Origin of the sequence: Virgibacillus sp. L01, assembly GCF_052246775.1 — a bacterium.
In the GTDB taxonomy this organism is placed as follows: Bacteria; Bacillota; Bacilli; order Bacillales; family Amphibacillaceae; genus Lentibacillus.
This window is the reverse complement of sequence record NZ_JBQQCP010000003.1, coordinates 93,515-117,358: the sequence shown is the minus strand read 5'-3', so window position 1 is coordinate 117,358 and position 23,844 is coordinate 93,515. Positions and strand designations below refer to the sequence as shown.

20 protein-coding genes are annotated in these 23,844 nt (G+C 38.3%); 1 reads left to right on the top strand and 19 read right to left on the bottom strand.

The features are described from left to right. Nucleotides 1-4 precede the first annotated feature (4 nt). The 5 genes from rpoZ to ACTWQM_RS07575 form a co-directional block, all read right to left on the bottom strand. Entirely contained in the window at nucleotides 5-211 is a 207-nt protein-coding gene (gene rpoZ / locus ACTWQM_RS07595) for a DNA-directed RNA polymerase subunit omega (RefSeq protein ID WP_443257580.1), read from the bottom strand. After that, a complete protein-coding gene (gene gmk / locus ACTWQM_RS07590) occupies nucleotides 208-828 on the bottom strand; it encodes a guanylate kinase (protein WP_443257579.1) in 621 nt (206 codons plus the stop codon). Before gmk ends, rpoZ begins: the two co-directional genes overlap by 4 nt. Nucleotides 829-843: 15 nt before the next feature. Next, the gene (gene remA, locus ACTWQM_RS07585; RefSeq protein WP_092493004.1) at nucleotides 844-1,104 is read right to left on the bottom strand and encodes an extracellular matrix/biofilm regulator RemA; all 261 of its coding nucleotides are present in this window, start codon (nucleotides 1,102-1,104) and stop codon (nucleotides 844-846) included. 131 nt (nucleotides 1,105-1,235) lie between these two features. Beyond that, complete coding sequence (locus tag ACTWQM_RS07580; RefSeq protein ID WP_443257578.1) at nucleotides 1,236-2,156, bottom strand: YicC/YloC family endoribonuclease; 921 nt, start codon at nucleotides 2,154-2,156, stop codon at nucleotides 1,236-1,238. Between the two features lie 1,065 nt (nucleotides 2,157-3,221). After that, complete coding sequence (locus tag ACTWQM_RS07575) at nucleotides 3,222-5,876, bottom strand: calcium-translocating P-type ATPase, SERCA-type (RefSeq protein WP_443257577.1); 2,655 nt, start codon at nucleotides 5,874-5,876, stop codon at nucleotides 3,222-3,224. Between the two features lie 738 nt (nucleotides 5,877-6,614). Here ACTWQM_RS07575 and ACTWQM_RS07570 point away from each other — a divergent pair. Next, nucleotides 6,615-8,318 (top strand): Rqc2 family fibronectin-binding protein, encoded by a 1,704-nt coding sequence (locus ACTWQM_RS07570; RefSeq protein WP_443257576.1) that lies wholly within the window; start codon nucleotides 6,615-6,617, stop codon nucleotides 8,316-8,318. Nucleotides 8,319-8,868: 550 nt separating this feature from the next. Here the strand turns inward: ACTWQM_RS07570 and ACTWQM_RS07565 are convergent. The 14 genes from ACTWQM_RS07565 to lspA all read right to left on the bottom strand — a co-directional run bounded on the left by ACTWQM_RS07565 (nucleotide 8,869) and on the right by lspA (nucleotide 23,590). Further along, nucleotides 8,869-9,291, bottom strand: a complete 423-nt coding sequence (locus tag ACTWQM_RS07565; protein WP_443257575.1) for an organic hydroperoxide resistance protein — start codon at nucleotides 9,289-9,291, stop codon at nucleotides 8,869-8,871. An 87-nt stretch (nucleotides 9,292-9,378) separates the two neighbouring features. After that, nucleotides 9,379-10,239: a LysR family transcriptional regulator gene (locus tag ACTWQM_RS07560; protein WP_443257574.1), complete on the bottom strand. Its 861-nt coding sequence runs from the start codon at nucleotides 10,237-10,239 to the stop codon at nucleotides 9,379-9,381. Between the two features lie 278 nt (nucleotides 10,240-10,517). After that, nucleotides 10,518-11,132 (bottom strand): orotate phosphoribosyltransferase, encoded by a 615-nt coding sequence (gene pyrE / locus ACTWQM_RS07555; protein WP_443257573.1) that lies wholly within the window; start codon nucleotides 11,130-11,132, stop codon nucleotides 10,518-10,520. Further along, entirely contained in the window at nucleotides 11,119-11,829 is a 711-nt protein-coding gene (gene pyrF, locus ACTWQM_RS07550) for an orotidine-5'-phosphate decarboxylase (protein ID WP_443257572.1), read from the bottom strand. Before pyrF ends, pyrE begins: the two co-directional genes overlap by 14 nt. After that, complete coding sequence (locus tag ACTWQM_RS07545) at nucleotides 11,819-12,742, bottom strand: dihydroorotate dehydrogenase (protein ID WP_443257571.1); 924 nt, start codon at nucleotides 12,740-12,742, stop codon at nucleotides 11,819-11,821. The genes pyrF and ACTWQM_RS07545 overlap by 11 nt, the downstream gene beginning before the upstream one ends. Then, complete coding sequence (locus ACTWQM_RS07540; RefSeq protein WP_443257570.1) at nucleotides 12,739-13,491, bottom strand: dihydroorotate dehydrogenase electron transfer subunit; 753 nt, start codon at nucleotides 13,489-13,491, stop codon at nucleotides 12,739-12,741. Before ACTWQM_RS07540 ends, ACTWQM_RS07545 begins: the two co-directional genes overlap by 4 nt. Next, the gene (carB, locus tag ACTWQM_RS07535; RefSeq protein WP_443257569.1) at nucleotides 13,488-16,688 is read right to left on the bottom strand and encodes a carbamoyl-phosphate synthase large subunit; all 3,201 of its coding nucleotides are present in this window, start codon (nucleotides 16,686-16,688) and stop codon (nucleotides 13,488-13,490) included. Before carB ends, ACTWQM_RS07540 begins: the two co-directional genes overlap by 4 nt. Beyond that, nucleotides 16,681-17,781, bottom strand: a complete 1,101-nt coding sequence (locus ACTWQM_RS07530) for a carbamoyl phosphate synthase small subunit (protein ID WP_443257568.1) — start codon at nucleotides 17,779-17,781, stop codon at nucleotides 16,681-16,683. Before ACTWQM_RS07530 ends, carB begins: the two co-directional genes overlap by 8 nt. Further along, a complete protein-coding gene (locus tag ACTWQM_RS07525) occupies nucleotides 17,774-19,060 on the bottom strand; it encodes a dihydroorotase (protein ID WP_443257567.1) in 1,287 nt (428 codons plus the stop codon). Before ACTWQM_RS07525 ends, ACTWQM_RS07530 begins: the two co-directional genes overlap by 8 nt. Continuing rightward, the gene (locus ACTWQM_RS07520) at nucleotides 19,020-19,943 is read right to left on the bottom strand and encodes an aspartate carbamoyltransferase catalytic subunit (RefSeq protein WP_443257566.1); all 924 of its coding nucleotides are present in this window, start codon (nucleotides 19,941-19,943) and stop codon (nucleotides 19,020-19,022) included. The genes ACTWQM_RS07525 and ACTWQM_RS07520 overlap by 41 nt, the downstream gene beginning before the upstream one ends. 13 nt (nucleotides 19,944-19,956) lie before the next feature. Next, nucleotides 19,957-21,339 carry a solute carrier family 23 protein gene (locus ACTWQM_RS07515; RefSeq protein WP_443257565.1) on the bottom strand — a complete coding sequence of 461 codons (1,383 nt, stop codon included), beginning with the start codon at nucleotides 21,337-21,339 and terminating at the stop codon, nucleotides 19,957-19,959. A gap of 159 nt (nucleotides 21,340-21,498) precedes the next feature. Next, complete coding sequence (pyrR, locus tag ACTWQM_RS07510) at nucleotides 21,499-22,041, bottom strand: bifunctional pyr operon transcriptional regulator/uracil phosphoribosyltransferase PyrR (RefSeq protein WP_443257564.1); 543 nt, start codon at nucleotides 22,039-22,041, stop codon at nucleotides 21,499-21,501. Between the two features lie 173 nt (nucleotides 22,042-22,214). Beyond that, entirely contained in the window at nucleotides 22,215-23,123 is a 909-nt protein-coding gene (locus ACTWQM_RS07505; RefSeq protein ID WP_443257563.1) for an RluA family pseudouridine synthase, read from the bottom strand. After that, nucleotides 23,120-23,590 carry a signal peptidase II gene (gene lspA / locus ACTWQM_RS07500; RefSeq protein WP_443257562.1) on the bottom strand — a complete coding sequence of 157 codons (471 nt, stop codon included), beginning with the start codon at nucleotides 23,588-23,590 and terminating at the stop codon, nucleotides 23,120-23,122. Before lspA ends, ACTWQM_RS07505 begins: the two co-directional genes overlap by 4 nt. Between the last annotated feature and the right edge of the window lie 254 nt (nucleotides 23,591-23,844).

The window sequence follows — 23,844 nt, the reverse complement described above, 5'->3', positions numbered from 1 at the left end:
GTGATTACTTACTATCGTCTTCTTGTACAAATAACTTTTCTGCGAGAATTTCTTCGAGTGCAACCCCAACAAGCTTATGTGATTTTGGGTTATCGATTAACATATCTTTTGCATGACGCATTTCTCTTGCTCGTCTTGCTGATAACGTTACAAGGGTATATTTTGATTTAATCTTTTCCTGCAGTTCATCAATTGATGGCTCTAACATCATTTCATTTCATCCTCCAATAACTGTTTATATTGCTTTGCTATTCGATCCCGTTTACAGTGCTCACTTTGAATAATTGACTGTATTTTTGAAACTGCTGAATCAACGTGATCATTTACGACAACATAGTTATACGCGTCCATCATTTCAATTTCTTTCCGCGCTTCACGTAATCGCTGCAAAACTAATTCCTTAGACTCTGTTCCACGGCTAACAATTCGGTTCTTCAATTCTTCCAAACTAGGTGGGAAAAGAAAAATAAACACACCTTCCGGAAAGTTTTCCTTCACCTGCAGAGCCCCTTGGACTTCAATTTCAAGAAAAACGTCGTGACCGGCCGCTAGGGTCTCTTCAACATATTTTCTCGGAGTCCCATAATAATTATTAACAAATTGAGCATATTCTAACAGCTGGTTCTCTTCAATCAGCGTTTCAAACGCTTCTTTTGACTTATAAAAGTAATCAACGCCATCTGTTTCGCCAGCCCGCTTTTCCCTTGTTGTCATGGAAATAGAATATTTTAAGTCATTTGCTTTCGCAAAAAGCTCACGTCTAACCGTTCCTTTTCCTACACCTGATGGACCGGATAGAATAAATAATATACCCTTTTCATCAATCAAAATAGTTCCTCCTAGTCATTCATCTGAAATTTCTTCATGACTTAAAACACGTTGTCCAACAGTTTCAGGCTGAACAGCAGATAGAACAACATAATCACTATCTGTAATAATTACTGCTCTCGTACGTCTTCCGTAAGTCGCATCTACTAGTTTATTATTATCACGTGCCACTGTTATGATGCGTTTTATCGGTGCCGACTCTGGTGATACAATCGAAATAATCCGATTGGCAGATACGACATTCCCGAATCCTATATTAATTAATCGTAAGCTCAAAATTGCTCCCCCTTAAGTATACTATCCTTAGTAGCATGTTAATTATAAATAATACCTTTTCTATGATATAGTTCGTTTCTCTCTATATAATACGACTATTATATGAAAAATGGAATGCAAAATTCAAATGTTTACTCTATATTTTGAATTTGTTCTTTAATTTTCTCTATTTCACTCTTCAATGCAACAATCCACACTCCTATTTTGGCATCGGTGGATTTCGATCCGACAGTATTTGCTTCCCGATGCATTTCCTGCATAATAAAATCCAATTTACGTCCAATCGCATCATTTAAATCAATTGTTTCAGAAAAATGATCAATATGACTCTGAAGACGGGTGATCTCCTCCGTTATGTCACCCTTTTCAGCCAGAAGTGCAATTTCCTGATGCATTCGTGTTTGATCAATTACGTCATTTTCACCAAGAAAGTTGTAAATACGAGACTGGATACGTTCACGATATTCCTCGATCACACTTTCACGACGGGTTTGCAAGTGGGAAACCGTGTCTTGAATTTCAAGCATTCTATTACTTATATCTTTTAGCAGAAAGTCCCCCTCCTCTTCCCGCATCAACAATAGTTGTTCACAAGCACGCTTCACACTTGTTGTGATGGCATTTATTAGTTCATCGGAATAATTCTCTGTCTCCTGAACAGAGAGTAAATCAGGAATTTCCGGCATGATGGTAACTGGAATTTCCCCTGCAAGGTTATACCGTGCTTTAGCACTTTTAATTTGGTCTATGTATTTGTCCATCAAATCCCAGTCAGTATAAAGTTCTTTTTGGGTAAGTCCATCTCCTTGAACATTTATATATACTTCCATTCTGCCTCGTTGAAAGTACAATTGAAGTGTTCGCTTGATTTTATCCTCCAGAAACAATAAGGACCGGGGAATTTTCGCAGTGAAATCAAAAAAACGGTGATTCACACTCCGTATCTCTACCGTCACAGTCGTATTACCAAGGTGAAATACATCCTGACCATACCCCGTCATACTCATTACCATATTTATCACATCCATTAAGTTAGAAACACTATATTTCATAATTATAACAGTCCTTTACAAAAAAATAAAAAACCTTCTATTAAATTGCTGAATAAATCAGTTTTGAAGTATCAACAAGTTGGATATTGATGATTATCGTCATGCCTTAATGGTGAAAACCTCTAGTTGCAATAATGAGGCCGTAACATAAATGTTTTAGTCAAAGTAAAACACGAACTAGATTCAACATTCTTGAAATAGAGTTCGAATTAGTTTGGATTTATTTTGCAGTAAGAAAGTATAACTACTTTTTTACTGAATAAGTTAACTAAGCATTCACCAAAAGGTTTGCACTCCAGAGTATAAGGTGTTCTAAGAAAGTAAAATACGCTTTCATAAGAATTCCTTTAACGAATGTCTAGTTTTCTAATGTTGCTAAATTAGATGCTGCGAAGTACTTTTTGAAAAGTTTGAGTGCTATGATGCCGCTTCGGAAATACACTTTGCGCACCTAAGCCGGCTGATGTCCCTCCTTGCTCCTACGTCGCTGCGTAGTCTCATCTAGGCCTCAGCTCGAGGCCACTGAAAAACTACCATCTTTTTAACCAAGAAAAATCAATTCCCAATTTTCATGCAATATTCACCTTATAGTGGAGAGTAACATATCATTTTACCTGTTAGTCACTATATAAAGTGGGAATTAAATTTTCCAAAATATGTTTTTCAGCAGCCTCGCCTCAGCTCCCACAGGAGTCTACGTGTATTTCCTCCGCTGTTGACTGGAATAGGAATCGCTATAGAAGAAATGTGTAACAGCACTACAATAGTCCGTGTGAGTGGAGGGCGGTGACTCCCGCGGAAAGCATCCGCCCGTAACGCCCACGGAAGATGGGATGAGAGTTTATTAAGATTATTTCAGCAGTTACTTCGCATTTTATATCAACTACTTAGTAGATCCAGCCATTGAAAATGAACGGTTAAACATCCTATCCTATTATTATTCATCTTTAATGTGAATGGTTTAGTTATGTCCTTGCCTCTAAAAAAAAGCGGTTCAATTAAGGCTACAAATTGCGTTTTTGTACACCGTAACTGAACCACTTATTTAATTTAGGGCTCCGACAATTATTTTTTTGTAAACCCAAATAAAACAGTTGGAAGCGAGCTTAAAACAAGAATTAACATCCAATCCCTAACATTTAGAAATGTCGTATGGAAGATTGGCTGCAACGGCTCCCAATAGATAACAACAAGCAACAATAGAAGTGATGAAAGTACCGCTAAAACCAGGTATTTATTTTCAAAAGGATTGCGGGCAAAAACGGAATTTTCACTTCGGCAGTCGAACACATGAATTAATTGAGCCATCACCAATGTTGTAAATGCAATAGTTTGTCCATAAATTAAATTATCCGGGTTATCCTGGTACGACATCATAAACGCAATCAATGTAATAACCCCTATTAATATGCCTCGGCTGATTATTTTAAAGCCCAATCCCCTGGCAAATATCCCTTCCCTTGGATTTCTGGGCCCCCTTCGCATCACATCACCTTCTGATTGATCCAGCCCGAGGGCCATCGCTGGGAGCCCATCTGTTACGAGGTTCACCCACAGGATTTGTACTGGTACTAGGGGTAAAGGAAGTGCTAGCAGCATGGCAAAAAGCATAACAAGAATCTCACCAACATTTGATGCTAATAAATAACGGATAAATTTCCGGATGTTTTCGTAAATATTTCTTCCTTCACTGATTGCTGATTTGATTGTAGCAAAGTTATCATCCATAAGTACTAATGAAGAAGCTTCTTTTGTTACATCTGTACCGCTTCTTCCCATACTAATTCCAATGTCACTTGCTTTTATAGCTGGCGCATCATTTACGCCATCCCCGGTCATTGCTACAATATGACCTTTTTCCTGAAAAGCTTGGACGATCTTTAATTTATGCTCTGGAGTAACACGAGCAAATACGTAAACCTGATCAATGACATCACGAAGTTCTGTGACAGACATTTGGTTAAGTTGGTATCCATCTAAAACCATTCCATTTTCAGGTAACAAGTTCAGATTAATCGCAATCGCACGAGCGGTTTTTTCATGGTCGCCAGTTATCATTACGGTCTTAATACCAGCATCCCGACACTCCATAATAGCTGTCTTAACTTCTTTTCTTGGTGGATCCATCATTCCACATAATCCAACAAACGTTAAATCCTTCTCCAATGTTGCTGTATTAAGAGGATCATCCTTTGAAATTGGCTTCATACCTATTGCTATCGTTCGTAATGCCTTCTGAGCCATGTTGTTTATTTCATCATCAATCATTTGCTTGTCTTCGGAACGCAGTAACTTGCGACCACCTTCATCTAAAAAGAAAGAAGAACGCGGAAGTAACACGTCAGGCGCGCCTTTAGTTATTAGAAATCGCATCTGATTTTCATCTTCAATAACCATACTCATTCTTTTACGATCAGAATCAAAAGGTATTTCTTTGATAATATTGAAATTGTCATTCACTTTCAGGGATAACCCAAGCTTCCTTGCAGCTACAAGCAAAGCTCCGTCAGTTGGATCTCCGTCAACAAGGTATTTTCCTTTTTTAACTTGTAATGACGCATTATTACATAACAGACCATATAAGAGCATTGATTCCAGATTGGGATAATCGCGATCAACTTTTTCTTTATTTGCAAAAAAATCACCCTGTATATCGTAACCATCGCCAGTAACATATAAGTTTTTCCCATTTACATAGACTTCTTTTACCGTCATTTGGTTCTCAGTCATTGTACCAGTCTTATCAGAACAAATAACTGAAGCACACCCTAAAGTTTCTACTGCAGAAAGCTTTCGAACAATTGCTTTTTTCTTAATCATCCGCTGAACACCTAATGATAATGCGACAGTTACGATTGCAGGCAGTCCTTCTGGTATGGCTGCAACCGCTAAGGATACGCCGGCAAGAAACATATTATATAAAGGATGCCCCTGATAAACACCAACAAAAACGACTAATGCCGTTAAAAAAAGTGCAACAACGATCAGAATTTTTCCTAACTCTGTAAGTTTATGTTCTAATGGCGTGACTGTCTTTTTTGTCTTAACCATTAAGGATGCAATTTGACCCATCACTGTATTCATGCCAGTTCCAACAACGATACCTATTCCAGAGCCTCTTGTAACCAATGTCCCCATGAACCCCATGTTGACCTGATCCTGGGCGTCAAGATGGTCTTTACTTATTGCGGTAGCATGCTTCATTACCGGAAGTGATTCACCAGTAAGTGCCGATTCTTCTGTCTCCAGGCTATTTGATCTCGTTATACGTATATCAGCAGGAACCCGATCTCCACTGTTAATACGCAATACGTCACCCACAACCACATCTTGGGAGGGAATCTTTCCCCAATTCCCATCACGAAGAACATTCGCTACAGGTGCAGACATTTCTTTTAGTTTAGCAAGGGACTTTTCCGCTTTTTGTTCCTGAAAAAAGCCAAGAAAACTATTCACTAAAACGATTACCATAATAGCTATTGCATCAACATATTCACCAAGTAGTCCAGCAATTAAGGTTGCAGCAAGAAGAACCAGAACCATGAAATCCTGGAATTGCTTGAAAAAGATCAGCCACTTAGATGTGTTATTTTCAGTTTCGAGTTTATTTGCACCAAATTCTTTTCTGCGTTGATCAACTTGTTTTTCTGCAAGACCGCGATTTGTCGTAACATGCAATTTTTGTTCGACATGATCTACATCTAATTGATACCATTTCACACTGCATTCCTCCAAATTCATCTACATGCACTATAGTTAAACGTAATCTTTATACGATATCTATGCAGACTCGTCCCAAAAAATGCTATAATTGAATCAAAAGCGGAAGTGAACGTTAAAGAATGTATTTTACTTTTGGTTATTTTTTAAAATTTTGTTACTCTTGGCTACCGGCAGTTGATATAAAATGCGTCACACTGTAATAAATGTTGGGTGCAATAACACTACTAAGGAAATACACTTCGCTAAGTTTTTTTCAAAATATCTTGGTAAATTGTTATTACTTGATGGTTATTTAAACCAACTTGAACAAACAGCTGGAATATATTCGCTTGCGGGGTCTCGTCTAGCTTGTTCTTCCCACAGGAGTCTCGCATACTCCAGCTGCTGGTAAAGTGTTTGTCACAGCAAATTTCTTTTGATTAAAGAAATGACTAAACATAAATAGCTATACCAGTCCAGGTGAGTTGAGGGTGGTGACTACTTCGAGAACAAAGGTTTTCGATGGGACGAGTAACCGCAGTCCCAGCACGTCTCCGAGAGAGTGGTTTTCACAACGGAGGCTAAGGCTGAGGCCGTGCCCGCGGAAAGTATCCGCCCGTAACGATCCCGGACGGCTGAACAGAACACATTCTCTTGATAATGAACCTTCAATTATGTCGCAGTATATGGATTTTATGCCAAAAAACAACAATTCTTTAGAAACAGTCCTACTTTTAGAAAGCAAGAGGTGATTACATGCCATTTGATGGAATCGTTACACGAGCAGTAACGAGCGAACTAAATTCAATGATAACTCCAGGAAAGATCACAAAAATTTATCAGCCAACTTCGACAGAGTTAGTTTTCACCATTCGAAGTCACGGCGAAAATCATACATTGCTACTATCAATTCATCCGGTATACGCAAGGTTACACTTAACCGGAGATTCTTATAAGAATCCGAAAGAACCTTCAATGTTCTGCATGTTACTTCGTAAACACTTGTCCGGTGCAGTAGTTGAATCTATTGATCAATATGGAATGGAACGAATTGTTACTTTTTCCATTCAAGCACGAAATGAAATTGGCGACATGACGACAAAAAAACTGGTCATCGAGCTAATGGGGAAACATAGTAACATCATGCTTGTGGATGGAGAAAAGGGACACATCCTTGATAGCCTTAAACATGTTTCTGTCTCACAAAACCGTTATCGCACAATACAGCCCGGTCATGATTATAAACTTCCTCCAAGTCAGGATAAGCTGAATTTATTGGATATCGACAAGGAAACATTTATTCGAAAACTTGATTTTAATGCCGGAAAAATGGATACTCAAATCGTCCATACCTTACTAGGGGTTTCTCCTTTATTTGCAAAAGAAATCGTCCATCAGGCAAAACTTGGATCATCTGAGACCTATAAAGCAAGGTTTGTAGCTATGCAGGAATTGATACAGAATAATAACTATACACCAACTATTTACCGGTATAAAAAAGAAGATTTTCATGTAATCCCAATATCTTTTCTTGATGGACAAGAGGAAATCTTTTCAAACACGAACCAGATGCTAGACAATTTTTATTCCGGGAAAGCTGAGAGAGACCGTGTAAAGCAGCAAGCAAAAGACCTGTATCAGTTTATAAAAAATGAAAAAGATAAGAACCAACGTAAGCTCAAGAAACATGAAAAAACCATTAAGAAAGCTGAAGGTGCCGATTATTATCAGCGGTTAGGTGAGCTGCTAACAGCTAATATGCATCAAGTTAAACAAGGTGATCGAACAGCAACAGTAATCGACTATTATGATCCAGATCAAAATGAAATGATAATCGAATTAAATCCAAATAAGACACCTAGTGAAAATGCGCAAGGCTTTTTCAAAACGTATCAAAAACTAAAAACTTCCATGAAAAAAGTTAAGCAGGAAATTAAAAAGGCTAATAACGAAATTGCCTATCTGGAACAATTACTTCAGCAAATAGATTCCGCACGTGAGGCTGACATAGAAGAAATTCGGGATGAACTTCGTGACGAGGGTTATTTAAAAAGACAAAGACAAGGAAAAAAGAAAAAGAAACAAGTTAAACCTGAACCGGAAAAGTATACCTCAACAGATGGTACACCAATTCTTGTAGGGAAAAATAATAAACAAAATGAGTATGTATCAATGAAGCTTGCACATCGTGACGATATTTGGCTGCATACGAAAGATATTCCGGGATCTCATGTCATTATTCGTGACAAGGAGCCAAGTGAGGATACACTACTTGAAGCAGCACTGCTTGCAGCATTCTTCAGTAAATCACAGAACTCATCTTCGGTACCTGTCGATTATACGAAAATTCGTCATGTGAAAAAGCCTAATGGTGCCAAACCTGGCTATGTAACGTATGACAATCAGAAAACGTTATTTGTTACACCTGATAAAGCAATTGTAGAAAAACTAAAAAAGTAGCTGGGACAAAAGTATTTAAGTCAAAGTAAAATCCGAACTATAATTCAAATTCTTGAAATAGAATTCGAATTGGTTCGGATTTTTTTGAGATTAGATATAAACTGCGAATAAATTTTTTAAAAAAGTTTAAGTGCTATTATGCCGATCGGGAAATACACTTCGCTGGGTTTTGCTCACTAGAACTTAAAAAAACAAGATTTTATACCACTAAACTAGCAGTTGGAATATGCGAGACTCCTGTGGGACAGCGATCCTAAGAGACCCTACAGGGAGCATTCTTTTCGAGCGAGGGACACTAAGTACGCCACGTCCTATGCGTCGAATGCTCGTGGTGAGCCCACGGAAAACCATTGTATTCCAACTGCGTGGTTAGACAACTACACTAAATACTACGAATCGGTTACCTTCAGTCTACGTCGTTTAGTTTATATCAACTACGTATTAGATTCAGCCGATTATAATGAACGTTCCAAACAACTTATTCTGTGATTATTCGTCTTTAAAGTAGAGATTTTTACTTATGTCCCACCTCTTTATTTTATTATTAGATCTAAGAAACTGCTTTTGGATTTAGGGTGACCTCAACATTACCACGAGTTGCTTTGGAATATGGGCACACTTGATGTGCATCTTCAGCTAATTCCTCGGCCTCTTCAGGACTTACTCCTTCAATAGTAATATTAAGAGTTACCTCAATCTTAAAACCATCATCCTCGGGATCCTTGCAGAAGCTGACTTCAGCAGTAGTTTCTGAGTCAATTTTCTTTTTCTGTTTTGAGGCCACTAAGTTAAGCGCACCGTCAAAACATGCTGCGTATGTTGCTGCAAAGAGTTGTTCCGGATTTGATCCTTTTTCACCTTTGTTATTTGGCGGATTTACAAGATTTAAATCTATTAAACCGTCTTCCGACTTAACATGTCCATCTCGTCCATTTTTTGCCGTAGCCTTTGATGTAAATATAACTTCACTCATCTTAGAACACACTCCTTTATTTATAGTTAGTATGTTCCTGTTTTTTCTTCTTATTAAACATTTTAGTTATTCATACTTACTTAACGGCTAAAGAAAATTTTTACCCAATAATGCAGAAATAAACTGATCAACCTGTGGTAATTTGCGGACACCCTCCTGATAACAAACATAGGTATCTCTGGTAACACGTTCTCCATTTAATTTCATAGAAATATGTGGATATTCATCCATCATCGAATCGGAAACACTCTTCGGCAGAACAGCCATCCCAAGACCTTGCTTCATAAATTGCTTACATGTTTCAATTTGATCAACTCGAATTGTCTTTACAGGTTTTATCTCATCCTGATGATGATAAAGCCAATTATCTACTAATTCATGCATGCTGTCATCACTCTTAAATGAAATTAACGGTCGCTCTTTTAACTTGTTTTTTGGAAAAGGTTCCGTATCAAAAATATATAACGGATCATCGAAAAGATTCGTACAAACACTATCTTTTAACTTCTCACCACGAATAATGCATAAATGGTAATTTTTATGGCCCCTTTTAATATCTTCACTAATACCAGTCACTAAATCAATTGCAACCTTGGGGAATTCTTTCGTATAATCTGCCAGAATTGACGGTAAAAAACGTTGACTCACAAGTGACGAACAAGCAATAGACAGTGTTCCCTGTACTTCTTCACTTGATTGTGCAAGTGAATTTTTAATTACTTCTTCCTGATCAACCACTTTTCTCGCATGGCTTAATATCATTTCACCAGCCGGAGTCAAAACCAATTTTTTTGGTGTTCGGATAAAAATATTTTCTTCAAAATATTCCTCTATGTATTTAAGTCGTTGGGTAACAGCTGGCTGTGAAATTAAAATCGCTTTAGCAGTCCCGCGAATTGTACCTACTTCTTTTAATTTTAATAATAGTTCATAATCTTCTATTTTCATAACATGCCATCCTTGGTTGATAAGTATTTTGTTTATTGTAACGCAATATTATTTTAATTACCAAAAACTAATATAATATAAAACACAATTTATGATAAGTAACACTTATATATGTTGTTAATAAAATCGTGTATTAAACTATTTAAAGTTAGATAGTAAGGATGACATCATCCAGTCATTTACCATTGATGAGTGGACGGCAATGGGTGCTATAAGAACAGATTAGAAAAGGCTGTCTAAAAAGATTTTAACCTTTAGACAGCCTATCAATAATGATTTTAAAGTTCATTTCGCCAATCCTGCAGCTTTTTATTCTCATTTTCATCAATAACGCCGTCTGCTACAAGTAATTTTAATACTTCATCATAATTCGTAATGGTTTGAAATGATAATTTAGCTTCTGTAAATTGCTTTTTGGCTTTCGTTAATCCATATGTAAAAATAGCGAGAACTCCCAGTACATGAATACCTTCTAGCTGAAGAGCTTCGGCTGAATCGATTGATGACCCACCAGTAGAAATCAAGTCTTCAATAACTACTGCCTTTTGTCCATCTTCAACCTTTCCCTCAATCTGGTTTCCTTTTCCATGTCCTTTTGGTTTGGATCGAACGTAAATCATAGGCAGACCAAGCTTATCAGCAACCCATGCAGCATGTGGAATTCCTGCTGTTGCACATCCAGCAATAACATCCGGTTTTTCATCCATTTGTTTGATTAATTCAATAAATGCCTCAGCAATTTTTGTTCGAATTTTTGGATAAGACATTGTCAGCCGATTATCACAATAAATAGGTGATTTAATTCCAGATGTCCATGTAAAATAACGATCTGTTCTTATTTGAACAGCCTTTATTTCTAATAGATTCCTAGATATTTCGTTACTTAATACCATTTAGCCACTCCTTTTGCACTTTCTCATATGCTAATTTTGGATCCTCGGCATTTGTTACGGTCCGACCAACTACGAGAAAATCAGATCCATTATTCCTGGCAAGTGCCGGAGTTGCAATGCGTTTTTGATCGTTTCCATCAGAACCTTGCAAACGAATTCCGGGTGTAACAGTTAAAAATGATGACCCACATACATCTTTAATTTTCTTTGCTTCCTGAACCGAACAAACGACACCATCTGCTCCATTTTTGTTTGCTGTATCAGCAAGTCGGACTACATTCTCATCTACACTCCCGCCAATATTTAGTTCTTTATATAACGAAGTATCATCCATCGACGTAAGAATTGTTACCGCAATTAATTTTGTTTCGTGATTAGAGGATCCAGAATTTAAGCCTTCTTTGGCCCGTTTAATCATTTCACTGCCACCTAACGCATGTACGTTAACCATATCAACTTCAAGATCTGCTAGGTTTGTCATCGCCTTCATTACCGTGGTGGGGATATCATGAAGCTTTAAATCAAGAAAGACGTCATGATTATCCTGCTTTAGTTTCTCAATTAACCGAGGGCCTTCCCGGTAAAATAATTCCATGCCAATTTTTACAGGAATTCCTTGAAAACGATGAGTATCAATAAACATCTTGGCTTCATTCCAGGTGGAAAAGTCCAATGCTAAATACATGTTATTCCTCATATACTTCATGCCCCTTTCCGATGGCATCCTTAACCGAATCGAATCCGTATTGTTTTAATACGTCCGGTAATTCATCAATTATCTCTGGACATGCAAAGGGATTTTGGAAGTTAGCAGTTCCTACGGCTACAGCACTAACTCCTGCAAGCAAGAATTCCAGTACATCTTCAGCTGAAGAAATTCCGCCCATGCCGATAATTGGAATATTGACATGCTGCTTCACTTCATAGATCATTCGGATAGCGATTGGTTTGATTGCCTGACCAGATAGACCACCAGTTTTATTTGCCAATAATGGCTGCTTGTTATCTAGATCGATTTGCATCCCTGTTATCGTGTTAATCATCGATAACCCATCTGCTCCTGCCTTTTCAACCGCCTTTGCCATTGCTGTAATGTCAGAAACATTAGGAGAAAGCTTCACATAGACTGGCAGATTACTAGCTTCCTTAACTTTTCCCGTTACCTCAGCTGCCATATCTGGATTAGTACCAAACTGAATTCCGCCTTCTTTTACATTTGGGCAGGAAATGTTAAGTTCTAATGCGTTAACCGATTCAGCATGATTAAATGCCGTGGCTACCTTCACATATTCTTCTTGGGAACTTCCGGCTACATTCGCAATGATTGGAACAGCAAACTTAGCTAAAAAGGGAACTTCGGTTTCAATAATTTTTTCTACCCCAGGATTTTGCAGGCCAATCGCATTCAACATCCCTGATGACGTTTCTGCAACACGGGGTGTTTTATTACCGTAACGTACCTCTCCTGTTGCAGCTTTCATAATGACTGCACCCAGCTTTTCCAAATCATAAAATTCACTATATTCCCTGCCAAATCCAAAGCATCCGGAAGCAGGCATGATGGGGTTTTTTAGATTTAAACCGGGTAAAGTTACATTTAGATCTGTCACAATATCACCTCATCTGCTGCAAACACAGGTCCATCCTGACAAATTTTTTTATAACCGCCATTATTATCTGCAGGAATCACACATGCAAAGCATGCTCCAACACCGCATCCCATCCGTTCTTCAAGCGAAATGTAACCATTGTACTGATGCAATTGCTTTGTAACGGCTTTTAGCATAGGAATAGGCCCACAGGAATAGTACGTATCAAATTCTTCAATCTGATCCATTACACTAGTTACAAATCCTTGATGTCCGTACGTTCCATCATTCGTCACGACATATGTTTTTCCTAGTTTTCTAAAATTCGCTTCGTAAAAAACATGCTCTTTCGATTGGAATCCAAGAATAGCTGTAACATGGATTCCATTAGTACAAAGTGTCTTCCCCAGATTGTATAGTGGCGGAATTCCAATACCTCCGCCAACTAGCAATATTGAATTCGACTTACTATCATATGAAAATCCATTCCCGCTAGGACCCAACGCATCTATCGACATACCTGGTCTGTATGCTGCCAGTTGTTTGGTTCCATCTCCAACAATCTTAAATAGAATTGTAATCTCTTTATTTTTATGATCTGTATTTGCGATTGAAATTGGCCGACGCAATGTATGGCCCTCAACGGACAAATGAAGAAACTGTCCCGGAATGGCGGTTTTTGCCACATATTCATTCACAAGTGTCATTTCAATCGTTTCTAGGGCAATAACATGTACCGATTTAACAACCAGCTCTACTTTTCTCTTCATGACGAAACTACTTTCTTGCCTGTTATAGGTCTTGCACTAAAGGTAGTTGAATCTATTACATTTAAGATAGCATTTGCAGTGTCAAGGTTAGTTAAACAAGCAATACCATGTTCAACTGCTTCCCGTCTAATCATGAACCCGTCAGATCTAGGTTTAATTCCCGAAGTTAGAGTATTAATTACAAATTGGACATCACCGTTTTCAATAATAGATAATACATTTGGTTTACTAGAGCCTATTTTTGCAACTTCAGTAACTGGAATATTGTATAGTTTTACAAATGAAGCCGTTCCAGACGTTGCATACAGTTGAAACCCTAATTGGTGAAAGCGATCGGCAATTTCAATCGTTTCTTTCTTATCTTTATCTGCTATGGTAAGTAGCACTGCACCTTCCTGTGGTACAGATAACCCGGCTGCTGTCAGTCCTTTATATAATGCTTTTTCCAGCGTTTTATCATGACCGATTGCCTCACCAGTTGATTTCATCTCTGGTCCTAGAATAGTATCAACACTTCGCAGTTTTTCAAATGAGAATACTGGAACTTTAACGGATACAGCATCTTGCTCTGGCAAAATACCTGACTCATACCCCATACTTTCTAGTGTTTCCCCTAAAATACATCTGGTAGCAATGTTTGCCATCGTTACCCCTGTTATTTTACTAAGGAATGGGATCGTTCTGCTGGCACGTGGGTTTACTTCGAGAACGTAGACTTCCTCCTCACAAACAATAAACTGTATATTGATTAATCCTTTTACATTTAGCGATCTGGCAATTTTAACAGTTGCATCTAAACAACTCTCCCGTACAGCTTCACTAATTCGCTGTGGTGGATAAACCGCTATGGAGTCTCCTGAGTGAACACCAGACCGTTCGATATGCTCCATAACTCCTGGTACAATAACCGTTTCACCATCACTGATTGCATCCACTTCCACTTCAATTCCAGTTACATAGTTATCGATTAATATTGGATGTGCGCTATCAGCTCCATTCGATTTTGTCAAATAGGCATTAAGCTCTTCGTCATTGTAGACAATTTCCATCCGGCTTCCGCCAATCACGTAGGATGGTCTAACTAAAACTGGATAGCCGATATCTTTTGCTACTTCCACTGCCTGATTCAATTTCGTTACAGATCTTCCCTCTGGCCTTTTTATGGAGAGGTAGTTTAACAAATGTTCAAATTTATCACGGTCTTCTGCTTTGTCGATTGCTTCTAAATCTGTACCTAATATTTTCACACCACGGCGCTCCAGCCCACCAGCCAAGTTAATTGCTGTTTGTCCGCCAAATTGGACAATCACGCCTTCCGGTTGTTCTAAATTTATGACATGCATGACATCTTCAAGGGTCAGAGGTTCGAAATAAAGCTTGTCGGAAATACTGAAGTCAGTTGAAACTGTCTCTGGATTATTATTCATAATGATAGCTTCATATCCCATTTCTTTAATAGCCAGTACAGAATGAACCGTAGCATAGTCAAATTCGATACCCTGCCCTATTCGAATTGGTCCTGACCCAAGAACCAGTATTTTTTTGCGGTCTGACTGAACGGATTCATTTTCATCTTCAAAGGTACTATAGAAATAAGGTGTTTCAGATTCAAATTCTGCAGCACATGTGTCTACCATTTTGTAAACAGGCTTTATCGCGTTTTTCATGCGAAACTCATACACATCATCAATTGCTACATTCCACAATCTTGCAATATGCGTATCAGAGAACCCTAGTGCTTTTGCTTCTCGCAAAATATCCTGTGATTGTTTATTAGCAGTTAATCTTGACTCCCAACCAATTAGCTGTTTAATTTTTATTAGGAAGAATCGGTCAATTTTTGTTAGTTCGAATACTTCTTCAACCGTCATCCCTTTCCGAATAACTTCAGCTAACACGAACAATCGTTCATCATCTGCTTTGTGCAATCGTGATTTTAGTTCCTCAACAGTCTTATCTGCTAAACTTGCCAGCCATAATTCCTCAGTACCTATATCAAGGGAACGAATGCCTTTTAATAATGACTCTTCAAAATTTCGTCCGATTGACATGATTTCGCCCGTCGCCTTCATTTGGGTACCAAGATAACGATCCCCTGTTACAAATTTATCGAATGGAAATCTCGGGAGCTTTGTCACAACATAATCCAGAGCCGGTTCAAAACATGCATAAGTTGTGCCTGTGATTGGATTAATAATTTCATCTAGCGTCAATCCTATAGCAATTTTCGCTGCCATCTTTGCAATTGGATATCCTGTAGCTTTTGATGCTAGTGCAGATGACCTGCTGACACGTGGATTAACTTCAATAATATAGTAATTAAAGCTATTAGGATCAAGTGCTAGCTGTACATTGCATCCACCCTCAATCTCCAAAGCACGAATTATCTTTAATGATGCATTACGCAACAATTGATACTCGCGATCACTTAAGGTTTGAGAGGGCGCAACGACGATAGAATCACCTGTATGGATACCAACCGGATCAACATTTTCCATGTTACAGACTACAATGGCCTGATCGTTTTTATCACGCATTACTTCATATTCAATTTCCTTATATCCTGCAATGTTTTTTTCGATTAAACATTGATTAACCGGTGATAATGATAATCCATTACGGGAAATTTCCCTAAGTTCCCGTTCATCATAGCACATTCCTCCGCCGGTCCCGCCTAGGGTGTAAGCAGGCCGTACAATAACTGGAAAGCCAATTATATTGGCAAAATCACATGCCTGATCGACAGAATTTACAATTTGGCTATTAGGTACTGGCTCATTAAGCTCATGCATTAGAGAACGGAATTTTTCACGATCTTCTGCTTTTTCGATTGCATCGAGAGAGGTTCCGAGCAGTTCAACATCGTATTCTCCCAAAATACCCGTATCTTCTAATTCTACTGCCAAGTTCAGACCTGTTTGCCCGCCAAGTGTTGGCAATATTGCATCAGGCTGTTCTTTGCGGATAATCTTAATTAAAAATTCAACCGTTAAAGGCTCCATATAAACTTTGTCTGCCACTGTATGATCGGTCATTATTGTTGCTGGGTTGGAATTAGCAAGAATTACGGTATATCCTTCTTCTGTTAAAGCTTGACATGCTTGTGTGCCTGAATAATCAAATTCAGCTGCCTGTCCGATTACAATTGGTCCTGAACCAATCACAAGTATCGTTTTCAGATTCGAATTCTTAGGCATATGATTCCTCCTCACTTTTAGCTTTCGCATTATTAATCAGTTGTAAAAATGTATCAAACAATTGGTTTGTATCCTCTGGTCCAGGTGAACTTTCCGGATGATACTGAACTGAAAACGCCGGAAAAACATTGTGCCTTATTCCTTCAACTGTATTATCATTAAGAGCAATCTGCGTAAGTTCTAAGTCAGTTTGTTTTAATGATTCATGTGTAACCGCATAACTGTGATTCTGTGATGTCATGTATGTTTTATTTTTTTCCAGATCTTTAACCGGATGATTTGCTCCGCGATGCCCAAACTTCATTTTCTCCGTGTCCGCACCACATGCTAATGCCAGAAGCTGATGACCTAGACAAATACCGAATAAAGGCACCTGTTCCACTACTGTTTTTATCATTTCTATCGATTCAGGAACATCTTTTGGGTCACCTGGGCCATTTGTCAGCATGATCCCTTCAGGTTTTAATCGTAAGATATTTTCTGCTCCATAATTATATGGAACAACCGTAATATGGCAATCTCTTTTTGTTAGCTCCCTTAAAATACCATGCTTCATGCCGAAATCCACTAAAATAATTCGCATGCCCCGTCCTGGTACTACATAAGGCTTGATGGTAGATGTTTGTTTTACCTGGTTCGTCTGATATGGCAGAGTCTTAACTTTCGCGACCAGTTCATCAGCTGTATTGTCACTGTCCGTGATGATTGCTTTCATTGTTCCATGTCTGCGAATAATTTTCGTTAATTTTCTTGTATCAATACCGGAGATACCGGGAATATTGTTCGCTTTTAAATAATCATGTAATGTTTCGTCACTGCGGAAATTTGACGGATGATCACAAAATTCTTTAACAATAAATCCATGAATAAAGGGTGTAACAGTTTCGAAATCATCGCGATTTATACCATAATTGCCCACTAAGGGATATGTCATTGTAACGATTTGTCCGCAGTATGATGGGTCAGAAATGACTTCCTGGTATCCTGTCATACCTGTATTAAATACAACTTCTCCTGTTATACTAGCATCACTGCCAAAACCCTCACCATTAAACACAGTACCATCTTCCAGTATAAGCCGACGATTAGTCATGTGAATCCTCCTTGTATACAATTTTTCCTTCAGCTATTGTTGCAAATGGAATTCCTTGTACCTTCCAATTATGAAATGGTGTGTTTTTTCCTTTTGAAAAAAAAGCGTATTTGTCTATGTGAACTTCTTTCGTTAAATTGAAGATGGCAAGGTCCGCTGTAGTATTCTCTTTTAATTCCCCAAATGGTAAATTAAAAACTACAGCAGGCTTTATGGTTAACCACTCTACTAATTGTTTTAAGGTGATTTTATCCGTTAAAACTAGATTCGTATATAATAGTGAAAAAGCAGTCTCCAGACCAACAATTCCAAAAGGAGACTTACGGAATCCTTGTTCTTTTTCTTTAACTGCATGTGGTGCATGGTCTGTTGCAATAAAATCAATTGTCCCGTCCAACAACCCGTCTAATAAAGCATTCTGGTCTTCCTCACTCCGTAGTGGAGGATTCATTTTATAATTAGTATCATCGATTCGGACTGCTTGTTCATTTAACAGTAAATGATGTGGGGTAACTTCGGCAGTGACATGGATGCCTGCCTTTTTTGCATCGCGTATAACGCGTACTGATTCTTTTGAACTAACGTGGCAAACATGATAATGACAGCCTGCCTCTTCTGCTAACAGAACATCACGGGCAATTTGAACTGATTCGCTAATCGAGGGAATTCCTGGGAGATCCAACCGTTCACTTACACTACCTTGATGTACTAAACCACCGTATACGATTGAATTATCTTCACAATGGGCAACTATTGACTTCCCGGATGCAGCAGCTTCTGTCATAGCTTGAAGCATAAAATCAGCGGTTTGAACACCTACTCCATCATCGGTGAAAGCAAACACACCTAATTTGGAGAGTTCAGTAATATTCGTTAACTCGTCACCTTTTAAATTACGTGTGATTGCTCCATATGGAAGTACACGAACATGGGCATCTGTATTAATTTTTTCCACTAACTCTTTTACTGTATCGACACTATCAGGAACAGGCGATGTATTGGGCATTGCACATACCGTTGTAAAACCACCGCGTGCTGCTGCTTTTGTACCAGTTTCAATCGTTTCCTTATGCTCGCCACCTGGCTCACGTAGATGAATATGTACATCGATGAAACCCGGAAAAACAAAATTATTCTCACAATCTATGGATTCGTCCGCCTCTTGCAAAATTTTGGGTGCTATTTGCTTGATTTTTCCTGCTTCGATAAGAACTTCACATTTCTCTGCTACTTCATCTTTACCAACTAGTCTTTTGGCATTTGTTAGCTTCAGCTTCATTATAATAGCCCCATTCCTTTAATAAGATGATCATTATAGCCATTCGTGTATAAACACCATTTTCCATTTGTTTAAATATACGTGACCGTTGACATTCTACTAGTTCAGCGTCAATCTCAACCCCACGATTCACAGGGGCAGGATGAAGGATAATGGCATGGTCATTCATCCTTCTTTCCCGTTCTTTGGTGAGGCCAAATTGCACGAAATAAGATGTGGAATCACATTGCAGTGCTGTATGCCGTTCATGTTGTATTCGGAGTAACATCATAATATCACACATTTTAACAGCTTCATCAATAGATATATACGGAAAGTCCAAGGTGTCATCTTCGAATCCAGGAGCAGCAGCAAAATACACATTCGCTCCAAGTGTAGTTAAGGCATATGCATTAGACCTTGCAACCCTGCTGTGTTTAATGTCACCGACTATTACTACATTTAAATTAGTAAACGATCCAAACTCCTGGTGGATGGTTAACAGATCTAGCATACACTGTGTTGGGTGTTCACCTCTGCCAGCTCCAGCATTTATCACCGGAAGAGATAGATTTGGAACGAGTTCATCGACCCAATTATCCATCTGATGACGAATAACCAATAGCTTTGCTCCAATTGCCTCATAGGTCTTTGCTGTATCGTACAACGATTCTCCTTTTACAACACTCGAAGTCTCCATCTGAAAGTCCAGCGTTTCTATACCTAACTTTTTCTGAGCAACACGAAAGCTCATTTTCGTTCTGGTACTTGGTTCAAAAAATAGATTAGCCGCGAAAATCTGTTCAGGTATCTCATATTGTTGCAGTCGCAATTCTTCCGCCTTATTCAAAATGTGAAAAATACTCGTGCTGGACAAATTTTTAGTCGATAAAAAGTGTCTCATTGTTCCTCCTATTCTAAGCCACATGTTCTTTATTTTCGGATACAACAGTATCTTCAAACATGGCCCCATTGCCATAACCGCTTTCCTTATTTGGTAAAATAAGATTTAACGTAACACCAATTAATGCTGATAAAGCCATGCCAGCAATCTGCAGATTTTCTGTTACCTGTATAAAAGCACCGCCAATTCCAATGACAAGAATTACTGATGAGATAATCAAGTTACGCTTATCACTTAAATCAATTTGATTATCAATAAGCATGCGCAATCCATTTGAAGCAATAATTCCAAACAAGAGAATCGATACGCCACCCATTACAGCTGATGGGATGGAGCTTATTGTTGCTGTAATAATGCCAGTAAATCCAAAGAATAGTGCAAGGACTGCCGCCCCTCCTATGACAAAAACACTGAATACACGAGTGATTGACAAAACCCCAATATTTTCGCCGTATGTTGTATTCGGCGGGCCGCCAAGAAATGAAGCAATTATCGTTGCCACACCATCACCAAGGATGGAACGATGAAGACCAGGTTTCTTTATGAAATTGTTGCCAACAACCTTTGATAACACCATCTGGTCGCCAATATGCTCTGCAATCGTGACAAGTGCAACCGGAACCATTAACAGAACAATCTCGCCACTTAGTACTTCAAATGGTGAATAATTAACAAATGGAACGATAAAATCCGGTTTTTGAAAAATTGCAGTAACAAATTCACCAATTGAACCTGCAGAAGTGATTTCTGCCCATTCAGCTTTTATTTCTGAAGTATCAACAATTCCTTGGAAGATAGAAAAAATATATCCACAGACAATCCCAATCAAAATTGGAATAAGTCCGAAAAATCCTCTCAGAAAGATAGAAGCAATAATTGTCACAGCGAGTGTTACTAATGCTACCAGGAAGTGTGTGTTGCTATATACTTGCTCATCTAAACCTGGAACATACATCGCCATATCAATTGCAGTTGAAGCGAGTCCTAGTCCAATTACAATGATGACTGGTCCAACAACAATTGGTGGCAGAATCCGCATCAGCCAGTTCAGTCCCAGCAAACGGATGAATAACGCAACCAAACCGTATACGATTCCGGCAAGAAAGCTACCAACCATTGCTCCTTCGACTCCACCAGAAGCAGTAGCTCCAATTATAGGTGCAATAAATGCGAAGCTTGATCCAAGATATGCTGGGATTTTCCCTTTTGTAATCAGCAGGTATGCCAGCGTTCCAATACCACTTGAAACTAATGCTACTGCTGGAGATAATCCTGTAAGAAATGGAACGAGTATGGTTGCTCCAAACATTGCAAATAAATGCTGCAGACTTAAAATCAACCATTTTTGTGGTTTTGGTACTTCATTAACATTCAAGGCTACTTCTTCTTGTTTCATTTTCCATTCCTCCATTTGTTAGTTTTTTGGTTGAATTTTTCCATTAAAAAACCTCTTTGCGTAAGGTCGCAAAGAGGTATACGTGTAGTAATGATTAGTTACACGTGTTCTCAGGGCAACCTTTTAAATCTCGCTGGATTTAGTTAAAGGTTTATTTTTTTATTTTTCGTAGATACTTACTTCGTCATGGTTATCTTCTTCATGTAAATTTACTACGATAATCTCTTTATCTGACGTTGGTATATTCTTACCAACATAATCAGCTCGTATCGGCAATTCTCTGTGTCCACGGTCAATTAATACTCCTAACTGTATCTGCGTGGGTCTGCCGATATCCATTACGGCATCCATAGCTGCTCTGACTGTTCTGCCTGTAAATAATACATCATCAATCAATATTACTTTTTTCCCATTAAAGTCTATGTCAATATTGGTTTCCTTTAATTCAGGATCATGATTAGTTGTTGCCATTTCTAAATCATCACGATATAAGGTTATATCTAATTCACCAATCGGGACAGTGATATTTTCAATTTGCTTTATCTTATCCTGCAATCGTTTGGTAAGTGGAATGCCCCTGGTTTTAATACCAACTAAAAGCAGGTTTTCACCACCCTTGTTTTTTTCAACAATTTCATGGGCAATTCTCGTTAGTGCCCTGTTCATTGCTGCTTGATCCAATACTACCGTCTTTTTATTCACTGTCAGCCCCCTCTTTTAACATAGAAAAATCCCTTTTCTCCACAAGGAAAAAGGGATTTAGATATACGTATCTCTACGTACTTAATACGTTCCGCTTCCTTCTTCGCCTCACTGGACTCTGTTAAAGGATCATTTATTCATTTGCTTTATTATTACAAACCTGCATCCATCTGTCAATACATTTTCTCTATTTGTGACAATAGTTTCTCGAAATATGCCGGTACTTTCTCCTCAAAAAACAGCCATTTGTTTGTTCTCGGATGATTAAAACCAAGAGATTTCGCATGCAGTACCTGCCCATTCGTTTCCAACGTTTTTCGCCGACCATATTTGGGATCACCAACTACCGGAAAATCAATATACTTCATGTGTGCACGTATTTGATGGGTACGGCCTGTTTCCAGCTGGCATTCTACATGGGTGAAATTCTCATACCGTCGTATAACCCGAAAGTGTGTAACTGCAGGTTTACCACTATCGACAATCCCCATTTTCTGCCGGTCATTTTTGTCTCTGCCAATCGGGGCATCAATTAATCCGGTATCATGTTCAATCACACCATGAACAACTGCTTCATACTTTCGTTCAATATCTTTTGAAGCCATCTGCTCTGACAGGTTTGTATGTGCGAGATCATTTTTAGCAACTACAAGCAATCCACTAGTGTCTTTATCAATCCGATGGACAATACCAGGTCGTTCCACACCATTAATTCCCGATAAATCTTCACAGTGATATAGTAATGCATTTACCAATGTACCATTTTGGTGGCCAGCGGATGGATGCACCACCATTCCTTTGGGTTTGTTTACAACAAGCAAGTCACTATCCTCATAAACAACCTGTAACGGAATATTTTCAGGTTCGATATTTAATGGTTCCGGTTCAGGAATCTGCCAAGAAATTTCATCAGCTATTTGGCATTTATAGTTAGGTTTAATAATTTCACCGTTTACTAAAACATGTTCATTTGTGATCCATGATTGGACCTGCGAGCGGGACTCGCTAACCAAATTTGATAACAGCTTATCTATTCTTATTTTATTTTCAGTTTCTAATACTACGTGTTGGTTTAAAGTCATTTTTGAGTTTTTCCTTTCTTCTTTTCATCGATGAATGTTGCAATAAGTACAAGTATTACACCGACTACTAGGGCCGAATCTGCTATATTAAATATCGGATAGTCATATCCAATCAAGTTGAAGTCAAAAAAGTCGACAACTTCTTTTCGAAAAAGGCGATCGATAAAGTTCCCAATTGCACCACCTAAAATAAGGCTTAAGGATATAGCCAATAACTTACTATCCTTTGCATATTTTTGCATATAATATACGACGCCAATTATCACAATTACAGTGACGATATAGAAAAAGATCATTTGCCCTTGCAATATTCCCCATGCTGCACCACTATTGCGGTGTGAAGTAAGGTAGAAAAAATTCTCAATCACAGTTATTTGTTCCCCAACTTCCATTGTTTTTATAATGGCCCACTTTGATAGTTGATCAACTACAATAATAACAAGCGCAATTATGTAATATAAAAACATTTCTTTTCCCCCAATTTCAATTAGAAAACTTAGCTTATCACCAAGCCTTAATGACAAATTCTTTAAATGTTATGCAGTAACTGCAAACAATAAACTATTCCTTTTGCATTTTACCATAGATAAAGCAAAAGCGCCTCTTCCTTGAAAAAATTCAAAAGGAACAGGCGCTCTTAGATCTTTTAAGTTGTTAAATGTCACAGAGGAAATATACTCGCTTTACGCGGGCAGGCCTCAAGCCTCCTCAGCTCGTTCCT

Bases quoted from the DNA above. Each gene is read 5' to 3' on its own strand.
- rpoZ (WP_443257580.1), bottom strand. From the start codon at position 211: ATGATGTTAGAGCCATCAATTGATGAACTGCAGGAAAAGATTAAATCA.
- ACTWQM_RS07580 (WP_443257578.1), bottom strand. From the start codon at position 2,156: ATGAAATATAGTGTTTCTAACTTAATGGATGTGATAAATATGGTAATG.
- ACTWQM_RS07570 (WP_443257576.1), top strand. From the start codon at position 6,615: ATGCCATTTGATGGAATCGTTACACGAGCAGTAACGAGCGAACTAAAT.
- ACTWQM_RS07565 (WP_443257575.1), bottom strand. From the start codon at position 9,291: ATGAGTGAAGTTATATTTACATCAAAGGCTACGGCAAAAAATGGACGA.
- ACTWQM_RS07560 (WP_443257574.1), bottom strand. From the start codon at position 10,239: ATGAAAATAGAAGATTATGAACTATTATTAAAATTAAAAGAAGTAGGT.
- pyrE (WP_443257573.1), bottom strand. From the start codon at position 11,132: ATGGTATTAAGTAACGAAATATCTAGGAATCTATTAGAAATAAAGGCT.
- pyrF (WP_443257572.1), bottom strand. From the start codon at position 11,829: ATGAGGAATAACATGTATTTAGCATTGGACTTTTCCACCTGGAATGAA.
- ACTWQM_RS07540 (WP_443257570.1), bottom strand. From the start codon at position 13,491: ATGAAGAGAAAAGTAGAGCTGGTTGTTAAATCGGTACATGTTATTGCC.
- carB (WP_443257569.1), bottom strand. From the start codon at position 16,688: ATGCCTAAGAATTCGAATCTGAAAACGATACTTGTGATTGGTTCAGGA.
- ACTWQM_RS07530 (WP_443257568.1), bottom strand. From the start codon at position 17,781: ATGACTAATCGTCGGCTTATACTGGAAGATGGTACTGTGTTTAATGGT.
- ACTWQM_RS07525 (WP_443257567.1), bottom strand. From the start codon at position 19,060: ATGAAGCTGAAGCTAACAAATGCCAAAAGACTAGTTGGTAAAGATGAA.
- ACTWQM_RS07520 (WP_443257566.1), bottom strand. From the start codon at position 19,943: ATGAGACACTTTTTATCGACTAAAAATTTGTCCAGCACGAGTATTTTT.
- ACTWQM_RS07515 (WP_443257565.1), bottom strand. From the start codon at position 21,339: ATGAAACAAGAAGAAGTAGCCTTGAATGTTAATGAAGTACCAAAACCA.
- ACTWQM_RS07505 (WP_443257563.1), bottom strand. From the start codon at position 23,123: ATGACTTTAAACCAACACGTAGTATTAGAAACTGAAAATAAAATAAGA.
- lspA (WP_443257562.1), bottom strand. From the start codon at position 23,590: ATGTTTTTATATTACATAATTGCGCTTGTTATTATTGTAGTTGATCAA.